This window comes from Salinicoccus halitifaciens (assembly GCF_021026095.1).
Lineage (GTDB): Bacteria > Bacillota > Bacilli > Staphylococcales > Salinicoccaceae > Lacicoccus > Lacicoccus halitifaciens.
Window position 1 is genome coordinate 21437 of the sequence record NZ_JAJNCU010000001.1, and the last position, 16366, is coordinate 37802.

Below are 16366 nucleotides of genomic sequence, written 5' to 3' on the forward strand. Positions count from 1 at the left end.
AGGATTAAGCAAAAAAATAAATTATATATTATGGAGGTTTTACTTATGGTTAGAGAATTCAAAGCAGAAAGTTTACAAGGATGGATTGTTGAAAACGAGGATAAATTACAGCCACCTGTCAACAACAAAGAAATGTTCCCAGGTTCGAATATGATTGTAATGATGGTCGGGGGACCGAATAGAAGACGTGATTTCCACGTCAGCCCAGCGGAGGAATTCTTCTATCAGATTAAGGGCGACTGTTATGTGGAAATTATCAATGATGAAGGAAATCGTGAAGTCGTTGAGGTTAAGGAAGGGGAAGTATTCATGCTCCCGGCCAATGTCCCGCATTCACCACACCGTGTTGCTGACACAATTGGCATGGTCATAGAAGAAAACAGAGGCGAAGGGGTGCAGGAAGACATGGTCTGGTACTGTGAAAACTGCAACCATGAAATGCACAGAGCCACAATGGAACTGACAGATATTGCTGTTCAGATCAAGGGGGCCATCGATGAATTCAACTCCAGTAAAGAACTGAGAACTTGTGACAATTGTGGCCATGTCATGTCGGAGGAAGTTGAACTATGGAAACCAGAGTAGATTTTCATACCCATATCATCCCTGAGGAAATTCCTGACTTTGTAGAAAAGTTTGGGGACGGAAAATGGCCGACATTGGAAAAAACATGCTCTTGCGGAGCGAACATTATGGTGGAAGGTAAAGTTTTTCGGGAAGTGACTGATCAAGTTTGGAGTCCCGAGAAGCGGATTGAAGATATGGATAGGGAAGGCGTCGACATTCAAGTGTTGTCGCCAATCCCTGTAACCTTCTCTTATTGGGCTGAAGCGGGTCAGGCTGAAGAAATGTCTAAAATACAAAACGATTTCATCGCACAGACGGTGCAGCAATATCCCGATCGCTTCATCGGTCTTGGGACGGTGCCACTGCAAGATACTGAAGTCTCCATAAGAGAGATGGAACGTTGTAAATATGAATTGGGTTTGAAAGGTATAGAAATTGGCACCAATATTAATGGGAAAAACCTTGATGATCCTGCATTCACCGAGTTTTTCAAAAAAGCAGAAGAGTGGGAAGTCCCTTTGTTTGTTCATCCGTGGGAAACGTTGGGAAGGGAAAGGATGCCGCGACATAATTTCATGTATACCGTCGGCATGCCGAGTGAGACGGCACTTGCTGCTGCCAGCCTTATTAACGGCGGAGTCATCGAAAAGTTCCCAGATTTGAAAGTGTGCTTTGCACACGGTGGCGGTTCTTTTCCATATATACTCCCAAGGTTGGATCAAGGCTGGGAAGTATGGCCGGACTTGAGAAAAACCAGTAAACCACCAAGTCATTACACCAAGAACTTTTATTTTGATTCCTTGAATTATAGTCCACAGAATTTAAAGTATCTAATTGAAAAGTTCGGCTATACGAATGTTGTCATGGGATCGGATTATCCTTTCCTGTTACGTGAAATTCCCCCTGGAAAAGTCATTGATGATACGCCTGAGCTCGCCGATGAGGAAAGAGAAGCAGTACTTGGCCTGAATGCACTTGATTTTCTGAATATTGATAAGGAGGCACTTCTTCATGCAAACAAAAAGTCCTGAAGAACAACTAGAGGAAATGGGTTTGAAACTTCCTGCTCTGCGTCCTGCTGTCGGCAGTTATGTCAGTTGCATGAGAAGCGGTAATCTGATTTTCACAGCTGGTCAAGGTGTGGACGAATACCATGGAAAGCTGGGGCGTGAATTGACGACCGAAGAAGGCTACCTCGCAGCGCGTCAGTCCATGCTTAATCTCTTAGCTGTCTTAAAAAATGAGCTGGGCGACCTTGGTAAAGTTAACAAATTCTTAAAGCTGTTGGTCATGATCAACTCGACCGAAGAGTTTATCGAACAGCCTAAAGTAGCAAATGGAGCTTCTGACCTTTTGGAAGAATTATTTTCTGAGAAAGGGAAACACAGCCGTTCAGCAGTTGGGATGGCACAGTTACCGAACAACACGGCAATTGAAATCGAGATGGTCGTCGAAGTAAAAGAGTAGGAGGATAAAATGAACATTGAAGTAGGGAATATAAAACTTATTGAAGATGCAAAGTTATTTATCGATGGTGAATATGTGGATTCTCATACAGGTGAAACTTTCGATACTATCAACCCAGCCACGAATGAAAAACTGGCTTCAGTGGCTAAAGCGGATATCACAGACACCAAACGGGCCATTGATATTGCTCACCGCACATTTGAAAGCGGAATCTGGAGTAAGATGCCAGTGGAGGAAAGATCCAAAATTCTGTGTAAAATGTCAGACTTGATTTTGGAAAAACTAGATGAACTGGCATACATTGAAACGATGGACGTGGGTAAACCAATTAGTGAAAGCAAAGGTTTTGATATACCAAGGTCAGCCTCCAATTTCAGATTCTTTGCAGAAATGATTAAATATATCACGCAGGAATATTATGAAATGAATAATTATTATTCATATTCCCAGTATAATCCAGCCGGGGTCACGAGTTTGATAATCCCATGGAACCTACCTTTCATGCAAATGACATGGAAAGCATCAGCGGCGCTCGCAGTTGGAAACACCGTAGTGATAAAACCAGCTTCCAATACACCGCTCAGTGCACTGAAGCTCGGAGAAATTGCAAACGAAGCGGGGCTGCCGCCAGGTGTACTCAATATCATCACCGGTTCGGGTAGCGTGGTAGGTACAGAAATGTCAGTCAACCCGAAAGTAAAAAGACTCTCTTTTGTAGGAGAAACAGAAACTGGAAAGACTGTTATGCAAAACGCAGCGAAAAGTTTAACTCCTGTTTCTTTAGAGCTAGGGGGTAAATCAGCCAATATAATTTTTGAAGATGCTGATCTTGATGAAGCAGTTGAAGGTTCCATAGAAGCCATCTTCAGAAATCAAGGAGAAATCTGTTTGGCCGGATCAAGAATCCTTGTGGAGGAAAAAGTCTATCAACAATTCCTGGACAGGTTCGTCGAGAGGGTTAAGAAGATAAAGGTCGGCGATCCCCTGGATGAAGAGACAGATATGGGAGCTATAGTATCTAAGGACCAATTGGGCACTGTAGAATACTACGTCCAGTTAGGATTGGATGAGGGTGCTAAGATCGCATATGGCGGAGAGAGAGTAAAAGAATTTGAGAATGGTAATTATTATCAGCCTACAGTCGTTTATGATGTAGACAATAAAATGAGGATTGCCCAGGAGGAAATATTTGGCCCCGTCGCTGTTGTCATTCCTTTTAAGGACGAACAGGAAGCAATCGATATAGCCAATGATTCCATATATGGTTTAGCAGGGGTGGTCTGGACGAATGACTTAAGAAAAGCTCAGCGAGTCACTTCTGCTGTCGATTCAGGTTTATTATGGGTCAACTGCTGGTACATACGTGATTTACGTACACCTTTCGGTGGCTCCAAGGATAGCGGAATCGGCAGAGAAGGCGGCAAATATAGCTTTGACTTCTATTCTGAAATTAAAACAATCACAATGAAAAAATAAAAGGCTTAATATGAAGTATTTATTGAATCAATATAATCTATTATAAATAGAAGTGAAGGTGCGGAAATGAAAGTTACTGAGGAGATTAATAGCGAAATTATTGAGTACTTATTGTATGCGGAAAGAGACGCACATGAAGTACTTAAAATAACAAACGAATATCCCGAACTGAATATAGAACAGGCTTATAAGATTCAAAAAGGGTTACTGGAAAAGCGAATAAAAGAAAACAATACGGAAAAAGTCGGCATAAAGCTAGGGTTGACCAGTAAAGCGAAACAAGAAATGATGGGCGTGAATGAGCCGATTTATGGAGATTTACATGCCGACATGAGAGAGGAAAGCGATCAGCCAATCAGTTGTTCAGATTTGATTCACCCCAAAATTGAACCGGAAATCGCTTTTTTCATAGAGGAAGATATAGTTGGGAGTAATATCTCCGAAGATGATATTTTAAAAGCGACAAAGTATATAGCGCCTGCCTTAGAAATTATCGACAGCAGATATAAAGATTTTAAGTTTACTCTTGTTGATGTAGTAGCGGATAATTGTTCTTCTTCTAAATTTTTGGTCGGCGAAAAAACTTTATTAAATGAAGAAATTGATTTAGGTAATATTCAGATGTCTATGGATAAAAATGAAGTAACAGTACAAACCGGTGTAAGTTCAGCTGTATTGGGACATCCGCTCACAGCTATGGCTTGGGCAGCGAATCTGCTGATTGAAAATGGAGGTGGCTTCAAGAAAGGTGATATTGTGCTCAGTGGTGCCATCACTGAAGCTGTCACAGTTGAACCTGGAGACACTATTTCAGCTGAATTTGACTATATTGGGGCAATTAAGGCATCATTCTCCGAATAGAGCGGAAGTAATTCAAATACTTGAAGGAGTGGTATCATGGATGATCGTCAGTTTAGAAATGCAATGGGTAAATTTGCTACAGGTGTCAACGTAATCGCAACAGAGGTGGACGGTGAAACTTACGGCATGACAGCCAATGCATTCATGTCGGTCTCACTCGATCCAAAACTCATCGTCATCTCAATCGGAGACAAAGCAAAGATGCTGGAGCGCATCAGGGAGAGCGGCAAATTCTCGGTCAACGTGTTGTCTTGTGAGCAGCAGGAAGAATCCATGCGCTTTGCAGGCCAGAAGCAGTTCGAGGATAAGTTCGAATTCGATGAACTCGCCGGTGTGCCGGTCGTGGAAAACGCAGTCTGCCAATTGTCATGCGAAGTGTACAACGAACACACCGAAGGGGACCATGTTCTCTTCATCGGAAAAGTCAATGACTTGGCTATGACAGAAGCGGATCCGTTGATTTTCAACTGCGGAAAATACAGAAGACTGGAAGCTATGGAAGAAGTTAAATAATTATATTTAAACCTTAAAGGGGATGTTGGAAATGGAAATCATACACCTGAAAGATACCAATCTGCAGTATTGGCAAACACATTCAAGGGAAAATGTTGTCGCACTCGGCTTTTTCGACGGGGTGCATAAAGGTCATCAACATGTCATTGATACAGCCAAGGCAGTCGCGGATGAGAAGAACGTATCGCTCGATGTCATGAGTTTCTTTCCTCATCCCAAGACGGTGCTCTCAAACGGCAAAATCGTCATCCAGTACCTGATGACGCTCGATGAGAAGGCGAAAGCGCTGGAAGCGATGGGCGTGGACCGGTTCTATATCGTCAATTTCACCAAAGCCTTCGCCGCGCTGCCGCCGGAGGAGTATATCGAAGAATATCTCTATAAGTTCGGCACGGTGCATGCCGTGGCAGGGTTCGATTTCACGTACGGTTCCAAAGGCGCAGGGAAGATCGGTACGCTCTACGAAACATCCGGCCGCCGGATCACAGCGACAGAGGTCGGCAAAGTGGAATGCCAGGGCGAGAAAGTGAGCTCGACGCTGATCCGGGAGATGATCCTCACCGGGCGCATGCAGAAAGTGGAAGAGCTGATGGGCAGGCCTTTCACCACCCATACCCGCATTTCGAACGGCTACTTCCAGCATCAGCCGGCATTCATACTGCCGGAGAGCGGCTACTATGACGTGATGCTCGAATCGCGGTTCCACAAGCTGAACTGTACATTATATGTGGATAATGAGAACAACCATATCGGCTTTACCGACAAGACGCTGTTGAAGCATTTCAACAACAGGAATATCAAGATCACATGGTTCAATAAAACAGCTGCATTTGCGTACAAGCAATATGCCACCGTGTAGAAGGAGATCAGCATAATGCCAGATATCAAGAAATTAGCAGATGAAATATATGAAGCAGAAAAGACGGGCGTACCCATCCAGCCGCTCACCGAAAGGCATCCGGAGCTCACAGCTGCGGATGCTTATGCGGTCCAGCTGAAATATGCCGAACGCCGGATGGATGACGGCGCGGTCGTCAAAGGCAAGAAGATCGGCCTGACGTCCAAGGCCATGCAGGAGATGCTCGGCGTCGACCAGCCGGATTACGGCCATATCTTCGATGATATGATCTACAAGGAAGGCGAGAAAATCGATGTCGGCCGGTTCATTCAGCCGAGGATCGAATTCGAGATCGCCTTCGTGCTGAAAGAAGACATCGATGCTGCGAATATCACAGCGGATAATGCGGCGGACTACATCGATTATGCGGTGCCGGCCGCAGAACTCATCGACAGCCGGATCGCCGACTGGAAGATCAAGTTCGAGGATACGGTGTCCGATAACGGTTCCTCCGCCGGTGCACTGCTCGGTGAAAAGCAGCTGAAGCTTGACGATATCGACCTGCCGGCTGAACGGATGGAGATCTTCAAAAACGGCATGAAGATCGACAAAGGCTATGGCAGCGCGGTGCTCGGCAACCCGCTGGAAGCCGTCGTATGGCTTGCGAAGTCCCTCGACGAGTACGATATCGGCTTGAAAAAAGGCGAAGTCGTGCTGGCCGGATCACTGACCAAAGCCATGGATGTGGACGCTGGTGATATATTCGAAGCGCATTTTGAGAATCTTGGCTCGGTCAAGGTTGAATTTTAAGTACACTAACATTCCTATCGAAGATATTTTAATTTCGCATTAGATACTGGTCTCTTATAAAATTTATATACAGAAATGAGAAAGCACCCATGAGAATATGGTTGTTTTAATTTGAATCCTTTGTAGCTTTTCGTCCATGTTCCTCATACGCAGTTAACACAGGCATGAGTGTAATTTATAAGTTGAGAAAGTGATGTATCCATAAGGGTACATCATTTTTTTATTGATAAAAGATTTACGTTAACTGAATTTTATTTCACATAAATTAATTATTTTTAAAATTTAATTGAAATTTCAATTAATTATGATGTATAATTACATCAACTATTCAGCAAAATGAAAAGAAGGTGTTATGATGACAAAGTCAAGCTCCGAACTCGATATGGAAAGAAAGCGCTTCAGACCTGAAATTGAAGGGTTGCGTATCGTCGCAGCACTGCTTGTCGCGGTTTATCACATTTGGATGCAGAGGGTGTCGGGCGGTGTGGATGTATTTTTCGTCGTATCGGGTTTCCTCATTACTGCTTCTTTGTTATCGAAAGTCAGGAAAGACGGTACAGTCAATTTCTTCGACTTCATACTGGGTCTTGCCAAAAGGCTGTTTCCCGCCGCTTTCACCGTACTTTTCACCGTGATCATCGTAAGCTACTTCATTTTGCCTGAAACACAGTGGATGCAGACGATCAAAGAAGTCTTCGCTTCAATTCTGTATCTTGAAAACTGGCAGCTCGCCATATCGAATACCGATTATCTGGACCAATCAAATGCGAAAAGCCCGGTGCAGCACTTCTGGGCCATGAGCATCCAGGGTCAGTTTTATATCATCTGGTTCTTCATCATTATGCTCGCACTCTGGATCAGTCGGAAGCTGAGAGGGGAAATCAAAAAGACGCTGTTCATCATACTCACTGCCCTGACGGTTGTCTCCTTTGGTTTTTCCGTTTATCTCACGGAAGTGAACCAGCCTTTCGCATATTTCGATACAAGGACACGAGTATGGGAATTCGCCCTCGGCGGTCTGTTGTTCCTGTTCATCACCAAAATCAAACTTCCGTACTGGATGAGCGGCATGGTCGGATGGTTCGGTCTCGCTGCCCTCGTCAGCTGCGGTGTGCTTTTGGATGTAGGCGGACAGTTTCCAGGTTACGTCGCCCTCTGGCCGGTATTGGCGGCAATACTGATCCTCGCCGCAGGAGAGAATCCGACAAGATTCGGAGTGGAGAAATTCCTCGGTTCCGGACCTATGAGGAAACTCGGCGGCTATTCATACGGCCTGTACTTATGGCATTGGCCGATTGTGGCATTTTATTATGTGGTGATGGAGACGCGAGATATACCAGTGCTTCACGGTATCCTCATTATCCTGGTGTCATTTGGATTGTCATGGATTGTGACGAATGTCGTTGAAAAACCAATCAGAAGCATAAAAGGAATAAAGAACTACCGGCCGAAGGTGGCCACCGTCCTGGTGATGATGGCACTTCCGGCGGTCATAGCCAACACGGCGTGGGTCGGTTCACTCCAGAACAATGTCGCTGAAAGCACGACAGATTCGGCGCAGGATTTTCCGGGAGCGATGGCGGTGGAAAATGATATAGACATTACTTATGATGCCGACACCCCGCTGCTGCCGAGGCCAGCGAACCTGGATGGCGATGTCGCCGACACCTATGAAATCGGCTGCCATCATGAAGACGGACAGAAGGAACTCCCGGTATGTGAATATGGGGATCTGGAAGATCCGAAATATGAAGTGATACTGGTCGGCGGGTCGCATGTCGTGCCGTGGCTGGGTACACTGCAGACCTTCGCGCAGGAAGAGGAAATCAAGATCTATAACATCACCAAGATCAGCTGCCGCTTCAACGGGGAAGGTGTCGGTGAGGAAATGTCGCCGGACTGCCTTGAATGGAACCAGATGGCGAAAGAAAAGGTGATCGAGCTCGATGCGGACCTGATTATCGTCAATACGGACGTGGGGGATGGAAGCGTGCCGGAAGTCGAACCTGAAAGGGTCGATTTGTACCGGGAACTGGAGAAGCACGACGTTGAAATATTCGGCATCAGGAACAATCCGCGCCCGCTGTTCGATATGAACATATGCGCAAATCCTGAAAATGTCGATCATGAAGACTGTGTAATCCCTGCAGAAGAATACGTCCCGCAACCGAGCAAATGGAGCAGGGTGGAAAATAAACCCGGAAACGTCACAGAATATGACTACTCCGAATACTTCTGTCCGGACGGCAGCTGTCCGGCCATCATCGGCAAGACAATCGTCTATTTCGACGGCTTCCATATGTCGAACAGCTATGCTGAGTCCATGGGTCCGATAGTCAGGGAAGATCTGATGGAGAAGCTTGAGAGCTTGGAGCGCTAGAAACTGTTTAAAACAATATAAAACACCTCCGAAATGGTACAATGAATCAGGTACCGAGTCCCGGAGGTGTTTTTGCGTGGACAGAAACAGATATTCAACTGATGGGGAGTGTACGGCCAGGATGGTTTTATTTATTTCAGTATAGTTTACTTACATAATTACAGCGGGTACATGATAGTATAACGATGAAGGCGGGGTGGACGGTTATGGACATGCAGGAAATGAAGCGGATATTCTCAAGCAATGAAGGTATCGTACTGACATTCATATTCACCCTGATCTTCATCATCACGAACCTCATCATGGTGGATTTCGCAGGTGTTCAGGAGCTGATCATAGGACAGGACCAGACACCGTTCTTCATCCTGATACTCATCGTGATCCTGGCATACCTCTTTAAAAATTCGAAAGTTGAAATGAATCAGACGAGATTTTTATTTATAACAGTATGGAGCTTGTACGTCCTCAGCATCTTCATCAGCATGGTCGTGAACCGGGACTTCGTATGGACGGAAGGGTTCGTGCTTGTGATGCTGTCGGTCATGTTCTGCTTCAGGCTGCCGAGGGAACTTTTAACTATCATAGTGATTTCAGCCTTGATCAGTCTGCCGGCGTTGCTGTTGCAGCCGCATGTCCTGAATGAGACCGGTGCGACATTCGTATTGATCTATACTGCTGGATTGATGTTCCTGCCGAGGAGTAATAAAGCCATGTTGTATTACGGCCTGCCGGCATTTGCACTGCTGCTGGTAATGACACACAGCAGAACTGCGATTGCGGTGTTTGTGGTGGTCACTGTGATCCAGCTGATTTACATCAATTTATATCAGAAGTCAGGACGGGACAGGAGACGGTTCTTTATTGTTTTGGCAGCAGTGCTTCTCGGGGTGATCATCGCATTCATCAGACCGATATACAATTTCTTCATCGGCGGCAGCATCACTTCCGATGGGACGGATTTGAATCAGCTGACCTCCGGCAGGTTCGAGCCGTGGATGCATGTCGTGGATAATATGTCATGGTTCGGTGAGGGGCGTGACTATATCGACTTTACATCACTGCTCCATGTGCACAATATATTTTTTGATACATTGGGACGGTACGGCCTCATCACCACTCTGCTGTTTACCGTGTTGCTTATCGGGGCGTTGATCATTGCGTTGAGGTCGGTCAGGACATTTCATATCGCACTGTACATCTTCACATTCATCCTGATTGGGATGACGGAGTACAATTACCTTTTCATGTTTGTTTACTTCAGCCCGGTGATACTGTTGTTTGCGATAGTGAGTTATATGATAGAGACAGCGGATATAAATTATTTTAAACACCTGCACCCATTTAGATGAGTGTAGGTGTTTATCTTGTTCTTTAAATGAAAATGTTAATAACTTTTTTGTGTGAGATGTCTCCTAGAATAATTGAGGTGAATAATAAAGTAATTAAGCATTTTGAAACTCAAGATGTTTAACAACAAATCATAATATTTTACAAAAAATGATTACTCTATACAAACATTGTAAAATGCAGTACCGAAACTAGTTACAGAAGCATGAGTTTTATCAACATCAACTTCTCTGAACTGTTTAGTGCTATCGAAAATCTCACGTGTCATTCCTAAGGTCTGGATGACTTTTTCTTCATCTCCACCAAATTCATCTAATAAACGATCAATAGCTTCTTTAGATTTTATAATACTATCGTTAGACTTAATATCAAAATATTCTTGAGTATTATAATAGGGATCATAAAAAGTTTTCTTTTTCAAAGGTTTGCCAGGTGGGATATTGATTAATCCTACTCTTTGCAAATTACTTAAACTAATAGCAGTTTGATCAGAGTCGAACATATCATCTATTATAAAATAATTATTTAAATAAATACTACTTAAATCCTCAAATTTTAGAAGATAACGAGCCACCGGAATCGTTGACTTATTCATCTTTTTAAAAAGATAAGCATCAATAGGAGATAATTGTTTAATAACCTCTACGAAAGCATGATTAACTTCTTTGTTATATCTATTGTCCATTGACCTTGATATTAAGTTGATAAACAACTCTCTTAAATCCTTTTCATCTATATAATATTTAGTACTTTCTAAGGCTGGTCCAATAAGGCTAAGTTTAGGTTCCTGGATATTTTCGTCAGGTATTTCTGATATATTATCACCAATTGTTAAAAGAAATTTTTCTAAATCTTTTTGACGGATCGCTTGTTTCTTAGCACTGGCAAAATTTACCCAACCGAATGCATAATCCCAGGCTGCTCCAAATGTTTCTGCAGGTTTTTCCGCAGCTTTGCCTGCGAATTTATCTAAAAAAGCTTTTGTTGCACCATATCCTAAATTATTTTCATCCATTTTTCTTCCTCCGCCTCTTAGTTTCAAAAAATTATAATATCATTTTGAAAATAACAGTCCATAACTACTCTTTTAATTTTAACTTTGTCCAATTCTAAAGTCATAGTTTGGATTTTATCTTTATTGAGTTTCTAAAAATCTAGAATATCTATTCTGATACTTTTTCTTTGTGAAATATATAAAGATAGGATTATAAATTCTAACATTTCTTCAAATATAACATGTATTATTTAGAATTTTAAGAAATCTACTGTAATAGTATTTAAGCTTTTCTCTTACGTTAAAGTCAATTACGAAATACCTATAATAAATTTGAAAAATTATTACTGAATTAAATTTATTTCTCTTTCAAGATTTATTGCTTATTATTTTAGTAAGAAATACTGATGAGTATTTTTAAGATCTTATCTTAATTAGCACTCCGAATCTATTTACCTTTTCATGTTCGTCTACTTCAGCCCGGTGATATTGTTGTTTGTGATAGTGAGTCATCTGCTTGAAGTTATCCGGGAGGAAAAAAGAAGATATATATAATAGAATCATTGAGTGAGTTTGCCCATGCCAAGAGGCGTGGGTATTTTTTAAAGTTTTTGTAAGGACAGGGTCATTTTATTTTAAGCCGTTCAATGTTAAACTGTATTATGGTAAAAAATACAAGTTAAAACAATGATGAGAAAGGACGTTTTCATGCCAAGGTTCACTAGGATGGTTTTATTGACTTTAAGCTTCATTACGGTGATTGGGGTGGTCCTTGCCAGTGTCATCGCACTCAACTTCTCCGAAGTGAGAAGCGGCATCGGGAGTGTTTTCGGTCAGTCTTCTCCGGATGAGTCGGAAATGCCTGAAGAGGACGAAGAACTTGCGGAACTGGCCGATGCCGGTTCGGACGGAGAGTTTAATGTATCCGATGAATCAATGGATGATGGCCTGCCGAGTGAGCAGCAATTCGCAGACGATCTTCACCATATGACCCATCAGAAGGTCAGAGCCTCACCAAAGTGGGGGAGCCTTGCAATCACAGATGAGCGTATCGAGCAGATGTATGAAACAGCCGAGGCATCGGATTATACCTACAGGAAATTTTATATGAGAGCTCTTGAAGATTGGATGGAAGGCGACTTCTCGAATGCCGTTCAGGTGCACAACATTATATGGACTGAACAGAACGGCAATGTCGGTAAGGCTACAGGTCTGATGACACCGGAAGAAGAAGAGGAATATATTGAAAGACATTTTGAGTGAGCAGGCCATCGGCCTGCTTTTTTCATTTTGGAAAAGCAAAAAAAGTAGTCGGGGAAGACTGCACCTTAAGTGTTATTAAATATTTTTATCACACTCTATACAAATCCGGTATTTCACTTATCACCGAATATATCCTATCCTTGAGTTATCAATTTCAGTGAGGGGTATGAAAATGACAAATTATAATTATGATGTAGTGGTAGTGGGTACAGGAAACGCGGCTTTGAGTGCAGCGCTGAGTGCAGGCGAAGATGGTTTGAAGGTGCTGATGGTGGAGAAGGGGCCGAAGCATAAGCGTGGGGGCAACTCATTCTTCACAGATGGTGCGATCCGTACGGCCTACGGTGATAAGGAAGGTTTAAGCCGTGTCATTGATAGCTTAAGTGAATCGGAGCTTGAGGAAATAGAACTTCCGGAATACATGGAGGAGGATTACTACGGGGACATCATGAAGGTGACCCAGGAGAAAAGTGATCCGGCTCTGGCGGGTCACCTCAGCTCGAAATCCTATGAGACAATCCTTTGGATGAAGGAGCAGGGCGTCGAGTTCCAGCTCAACGAAAACCAGTACTTCGAGAAGGATGGCAAAAAGGTGTTCTGGGGCGGCCTGCCGATCAAGACGGTGAACAAGGGCATCGGTCTTGTGGAGGCATTGTTTGATAAAGCTGAGGAGCGCGGCATCGATATCTGGTACGAATCGCCGGCGGTCTCCGTTGAAAAGACGGATGGAAAGATTTCAGGCGTCCATGTAGACAGTAAGGAGTTTGGTGAAGTGCTCGTGGAATGCCGTTCTGTGATTCTTGCGTGCGGCGGATTTGAAGCGAACAAGGAGAAGCGTGCGGAGCACTTGGGCCCGCAGTGGGAAAATGCGGTCGTCCGCGGCAGTGAGTACAATACTGGCGACGGTATTTCCATGGCACTGGGTGTGGGTGTAGCGAAGTCAGGACAGTATGACGGATGCCATGCGCATACGACGGATTACAATTCACCACGTACTGGAGATTACAGTAAACCGGGCGACATTTATAAAAAGTCCTCGTATCCATTGGGTCTGATCGTGAACGTGGAAGGTGAACGCTTCGTCGATGAAGGTCTGGATTTCAGAAACTATACTTATGCCAAGTACGGCAAGGAAACGCTGAAGCAGACGGATCAGAAGGCATTCCAGATTTATGATTCCCAGGTGAGACACCTGCTCAGGAAAGAGTACGACCTTGAAGAGGCGACGATGATTAAAGCTGATACAGTGGAGGAATTGGCTGAGAAGATGGGCGTGGATAAGGAGAACTTCCTTCAGACCATCAAAGGATACAATGCGGCGGTCCAGGACGGCGACTACAACCCGGGTGTGAAGGACGGCAAGTCGACCAAAGGTTTGGATGTCGATAAGACGAACTGGGCATTGAAGTTCGAAGAGGGGCCATTCTATGCCTATCCGGTCACATGCGGCATCACATTCACATTCGGTGCGGTCAAAGTGAACGAGCATGCCGAAGCGCTGGATGAGAACGGTGAGAAAATCGACGGCCTCTATGCGGCCGGGGAAATGGTCGGGGACCTGTTCCATCATAACTATCCGGGCGGTTCGGGCCTCATGTCCGGTTCCGTCTTCGGAAGGACGGCAGGGGATTCCGTCAAAGAATATTTGAAGCAGCCGGCAGGGATATAATTAATAGTGAAGCGCGCTAGCCATGAGGCAGCGCGCTTTTTTAGTGATTGATATTTCCCCACTCCTGCATGTGGGTGATGAACTTATCCACAGTCACAAGGTGCTGGACATCAGCATTGTACATGAGCCAGGTGTCACGTGTGATCGGCGCACCTTCCGAATCCAGGACCGGTTCTTTGTGCAGATGGTCTTCTTCTTTTAAACAGATGGCGGGTACGATGGTGTAGCCGAGGCCGCGCTTCACCAGTTCCTTGCTCGTTTCCAGCCGGTCGACCTCCATTTCGATGGTGGCGGGCGTGGCATATGTATCGGCCCACCAGTGCTGAATCGTTTCCTTTAGGGAGGTGTCGGTGCTGTACCGGATCTGCCGATGTCCCGGAAGCTGCTTAAGGTCAAGCTTCTCCTGGGAGATGATGTAGAGGGGTTCTTTATTTAAAAGTGTCTTATGTTTATGGCCCGGGTAGTCCGTGCGCAGTATGCCGATATGGATATTGCCTCTGGATAAGGCGCTGTGGATGGCACTGCTCCAGCCGGTCTGAACGTTGAAGCGGACTTTCGGGTATTTGAGCGAGAAGCTTTTGAGCAGGTCCGGCAGCACATACTGTGCAAAGTTGCTCGAGACGCCGATCTTCAATGTACCTGCGATTTCGCCCTCCATATTATTGATGTTGTCCTTCATGACCATGAACGCTTTCAGCATATCGCGGGCATAGGCGACGAGGTATTCACCTTCCGCAGTGAACTCGATGCCGCTCCGCGTCTTGATGATGAGTCCCGCCCCGATTTCCTCCTCAAGGTTCTTCAGCCTGTAGCTTAGGGAAGGCTGGGAGACGTACAAACGTTCCGCCGTCTTCGTTATATTCTTCTCTTCATGCAGTATGTTCAGCATATGCCAATCTTTATAGTCCATCGATATCACCTTGAATATTTAAAATATTTTGTTAACTCATATATCATTATGGCTTATAAACACAGGGTTATCAAATTATTTTATCGTATCGGATAAAATATCAATATTTCACTTATGTAATGTAAGCGGTTACTCTATGTCTATAACATTCAGGGGGATGGATGAATATGAAAAAACTATCTTTGATGATATCGATAATATTTTTATGCGGCGCGCTTATGGCATTGAATCCGCTGACCACGAGCGGCAGCGGGGAAGAGGATCCGGCCGGGCACAACCTTTTGACATTCGTCGTGCCTTTTGAGGCAGGAGGCGGCACCGATATATTCGGCCGCTTTTTCACACCATATTTCTCGGACCAGATGGAAGGGAATCCGCTGGTGCAGGTCGAGAATATCCCGGGCGGGGGAAGCATCACGGGGACGAATGAATTTGCGCAGTCGAAGCCGAAGGACGGCAGCCATTTGCTGACATCCAGTGCTTCCTCGCATATCCCTTATATGCTGGATCAGTCTTCCGTGAACTATGATTTCAAAAACATGAAGCCGATCATCGGCTCGCCAATGGGCGGTGTCGTCTACACCACACCTGAGAAAGCCGAACAGTTCAGGGAGGATTTGACGAGTTTCGAGGAGCCGCTTTATTACGCAGGCATTTCACCGAGCGGACTGGACCTCGTGACGCTGTTGTCATATGAAGTGCTCGACCTCAATTTCCATGGTGTACTCGGCTACGGCGGACGCGGCCCGTCACGTGTTGCATTCGAGCAGGGTGAGAGCAATCTGGATTACCAGACGACCTCTGCCTACAACAACAACGTCAAGCCGCTTGTGGAGAACGGCACGGCCGAACCTTTGTACAGTCTCGGACAGATCGATCAGAACGGCGACCTTGTAAGGGATCCGCAGTTCCCGGAGCTGCCGACGGTGGAGGAAGTTTATATTGACCAATACGGCGAAGCACCGTCCGGTGAAGTATGGGAGGCGTACAAGCAGATGGTGAATGCCGCATATACTTTGAATAAAGTCATCTGGGTCCATGAAGATGCACCGGTGGAATCAATCGCCCGCCTGCAGGATGGGGCCGAAGGCATCAGACAGGACGAAGATTTTATAGAAAACTCGGAAACCGTGCTTGAAGGCTACGATGTCCTGTCCGGTGATGCGCTGCAGAAACAGATTGACGAAGCGTTCAATGTTTCCGAAAGCAGTAAGACACTGATACAGGATTACCTGCTTGAAAAATACGATCTGGATATTACAGAGCTCTAG

At 44.8% G+C, this 16366-nt stretch carries 15 protein-coding genes; 13 read left to right on the top strand and 2 right to left on the bottom strand.

Annotation, left to right across the window (positions count from 1 at the left end; all coding sequences use genetic code 11):
- The first annotated feature begins 45 nt into the window (after positions 1-45).
- The 10 genes from LPW40_RS00100 to LPW40_RS00145 all read left to right on the top strand — a co-directional run bounded on the left by LPW40_RS00100 (position 46) and on the right by LPW40_RS00145 (position 10261).
- On the top strand, positions 46-585 hold the full coding sequence (locus LPW40_RS00100) for a 3-hydroxyanthranilate 3,4-dioxygenase (protein ID WP_230820209.1): 540 nt from the start codon (positions 46-48) through the stop codon (positions 583-585).
- Positions 570-1598, top strand: coding sequence for an amidohydrolase family protein (locus tag LPW40_RS00105; protein ID WP_230820210.1), 1029 nt, complete (start codon positions 570-572; stop codon positions 1596-1598). Before LPW40_RS00100 ends, LPW40_RS00105 begins: the two co-directional genes overlap by 16 nt.
- Positions 1579-2034: a RidA family protein gene (locus LPW40_RS00110; protein ID WP_230820211.1), complete on the top strand. Its 456-nt coding sequence runs from the start codon at positions 1579-1581 to the stop codon at positions 2032-2034. Before LPW40_RS00105 ends, LPW40_RS00110 begins: the two co-directional genes overlap by 20 nt.
- 9 nt (positions 2035-2043) lie before the next feature.
- The gene (locus tag LPW40_RS00115) at positions 2044-3510 is read left to right on the top strand and encodes an aldehyde dehydrogenase (protein ID WP_230820212.1); all 1467 of its coding nucleotides are present in this window, start codon (positions 2044-2046) and stop codon (positions 3508-3510) included.
- A 66-nt stretch (positions 3511-3576) separates the two neighbouring features.
- On the top strand, positions 3577-4371 hold the full coding sequence (locus LPW40_RS00120; RefSeq protein ID WP_230820213.1) for a 2-keto-4-pentenoate hydratase: 795 nt from the start codon (positions 3577-3579) through the stop codon (positions 4369-4371).
- A 36-nt stretch (positions 4372-4407) separates the two neighbouring features.
- The gene (locus LPW40_RS00125; RefSeq protein WP_230820215.1) at positions 4408-4884 is read left to right on the top strand and encodes a flavin reductase family protein; all 477 of its coding nucleotides are present in this window, start codon (positions 4408-4410) and stop codon (positions 4882-4884) included.
- A gap of 31 nt (positions 4885-4915) precedes the next feature.
- The gene (locus LPW40_RS00130) at positions 4916-5743 is read left to right on the top strand and encodes an FAD synthetase family protein (protein WP_230820216.1); all 828 of its coding nucleotides are present in this window, start codon (positions 4916-4918) and stop codon (positions 5741-5743) included.
- 15 nt (positions 5744-5758) lie between these two features.
- A complete protein-coding gene (locus LPW40_RS00135; RefSeq protein ID WP_230820217.1) occupies positions 5759-6532 on the top strand; it encodes a 2-keto-4-pentenoate hydratase in 774 nt (257 codons plus the stop codon).
- A gap of 355 nt (positions 6533-6887) precedes the next feature.
- Positions 6888-8912, top strand: coding sequence for an acyltransferase family protein (locus tag LPW40_RS00140; protein ID WP_230820219.1), 2025 nt, complete (start codon positions 6888-6890; stop codon positions 8910-8912).
- 206 nt (positions 8913-9118) lie between these two features.
- Complete coding sequence (locus LPW40_RS00145; RefSeq protein ID WP_230820220.1) at positions 9119-10261, top strand: O-antigen ligase family protein; 1143 nt, start codon at positions 9119-9121, stop codon at positions 10259-10261.
- 152 nt (positions 10262-10413) lie between these two features.
- On the opposite strand, the gene LPW40_RS00150 is transcribed toward LPW40_RS00145, so the two are convergent.
- Positions 10414-11274: a DUF4393 domain-containing protein gene (locus tag LPW40_RS00150; protein ID WP_230820221.1), complete on the bottom strand. Its 861-nt coding sequence runs from the start codon at positions 11272-11274 to the stop codon at positions 10414-10416.
- Positions 11275-11988: 714 nt separating this feature from the next.
- On the opposite strand from LPW40_RS00150, the gene LPW40_RS00155 reads away from it, so the two are divergent.
- Complete coding sequence (locus LPW40_RS00155) at positions 11989-12516, top strand: DUF6241 domain-containing protein (protein WP_230820222.1); 528 nt, start codon at positions 11989-11991, stop codon at positions 12514-12516.
- Positions 12517-12688: 172 nt separating this feature from the next.
- Entirely contained in the window at positions 12689-14185 is a 1497-nt protein-coding gene (gene tcuA / locus LPW40_RS00160) for an FAD-dependent tricarballylate dehydrogenase TcuA (RefSeq protein WP_230820223.1), read from the top strand.
- Positions 14186-14225: 40 nt separating this feature from the next.
- On the opposite strand, the gene LPW40_RS00165 is transcribed toward tcuA, so the two are convergent.
- Positions 14226-15095, bottom strand: coding sequence for a LysR family transcriptional regulator (locus LPW40_RS00165; protein ID WP_230820224.1), 870 nt, complete (start codon positions 15093-15095; stop codon positions 14226-14228).
- A 167-nt stretch (positions 15096-15262) separates the two neighbouring features.
- On the opposite strand from LPW40_RS00165, the gene LPW40_RS00170 reads away from it, so the two are divergent.
- Positions 15263-16366: a type 2 periplasmic-binding domain-containing protein gene (locus LPW40_RS00170; protein WP_230820225.1), complete on the top strand. Its 1104-nt coding sequence runs from the start codon at positions 15263-15265 to the stop codon at positions 16364-16366.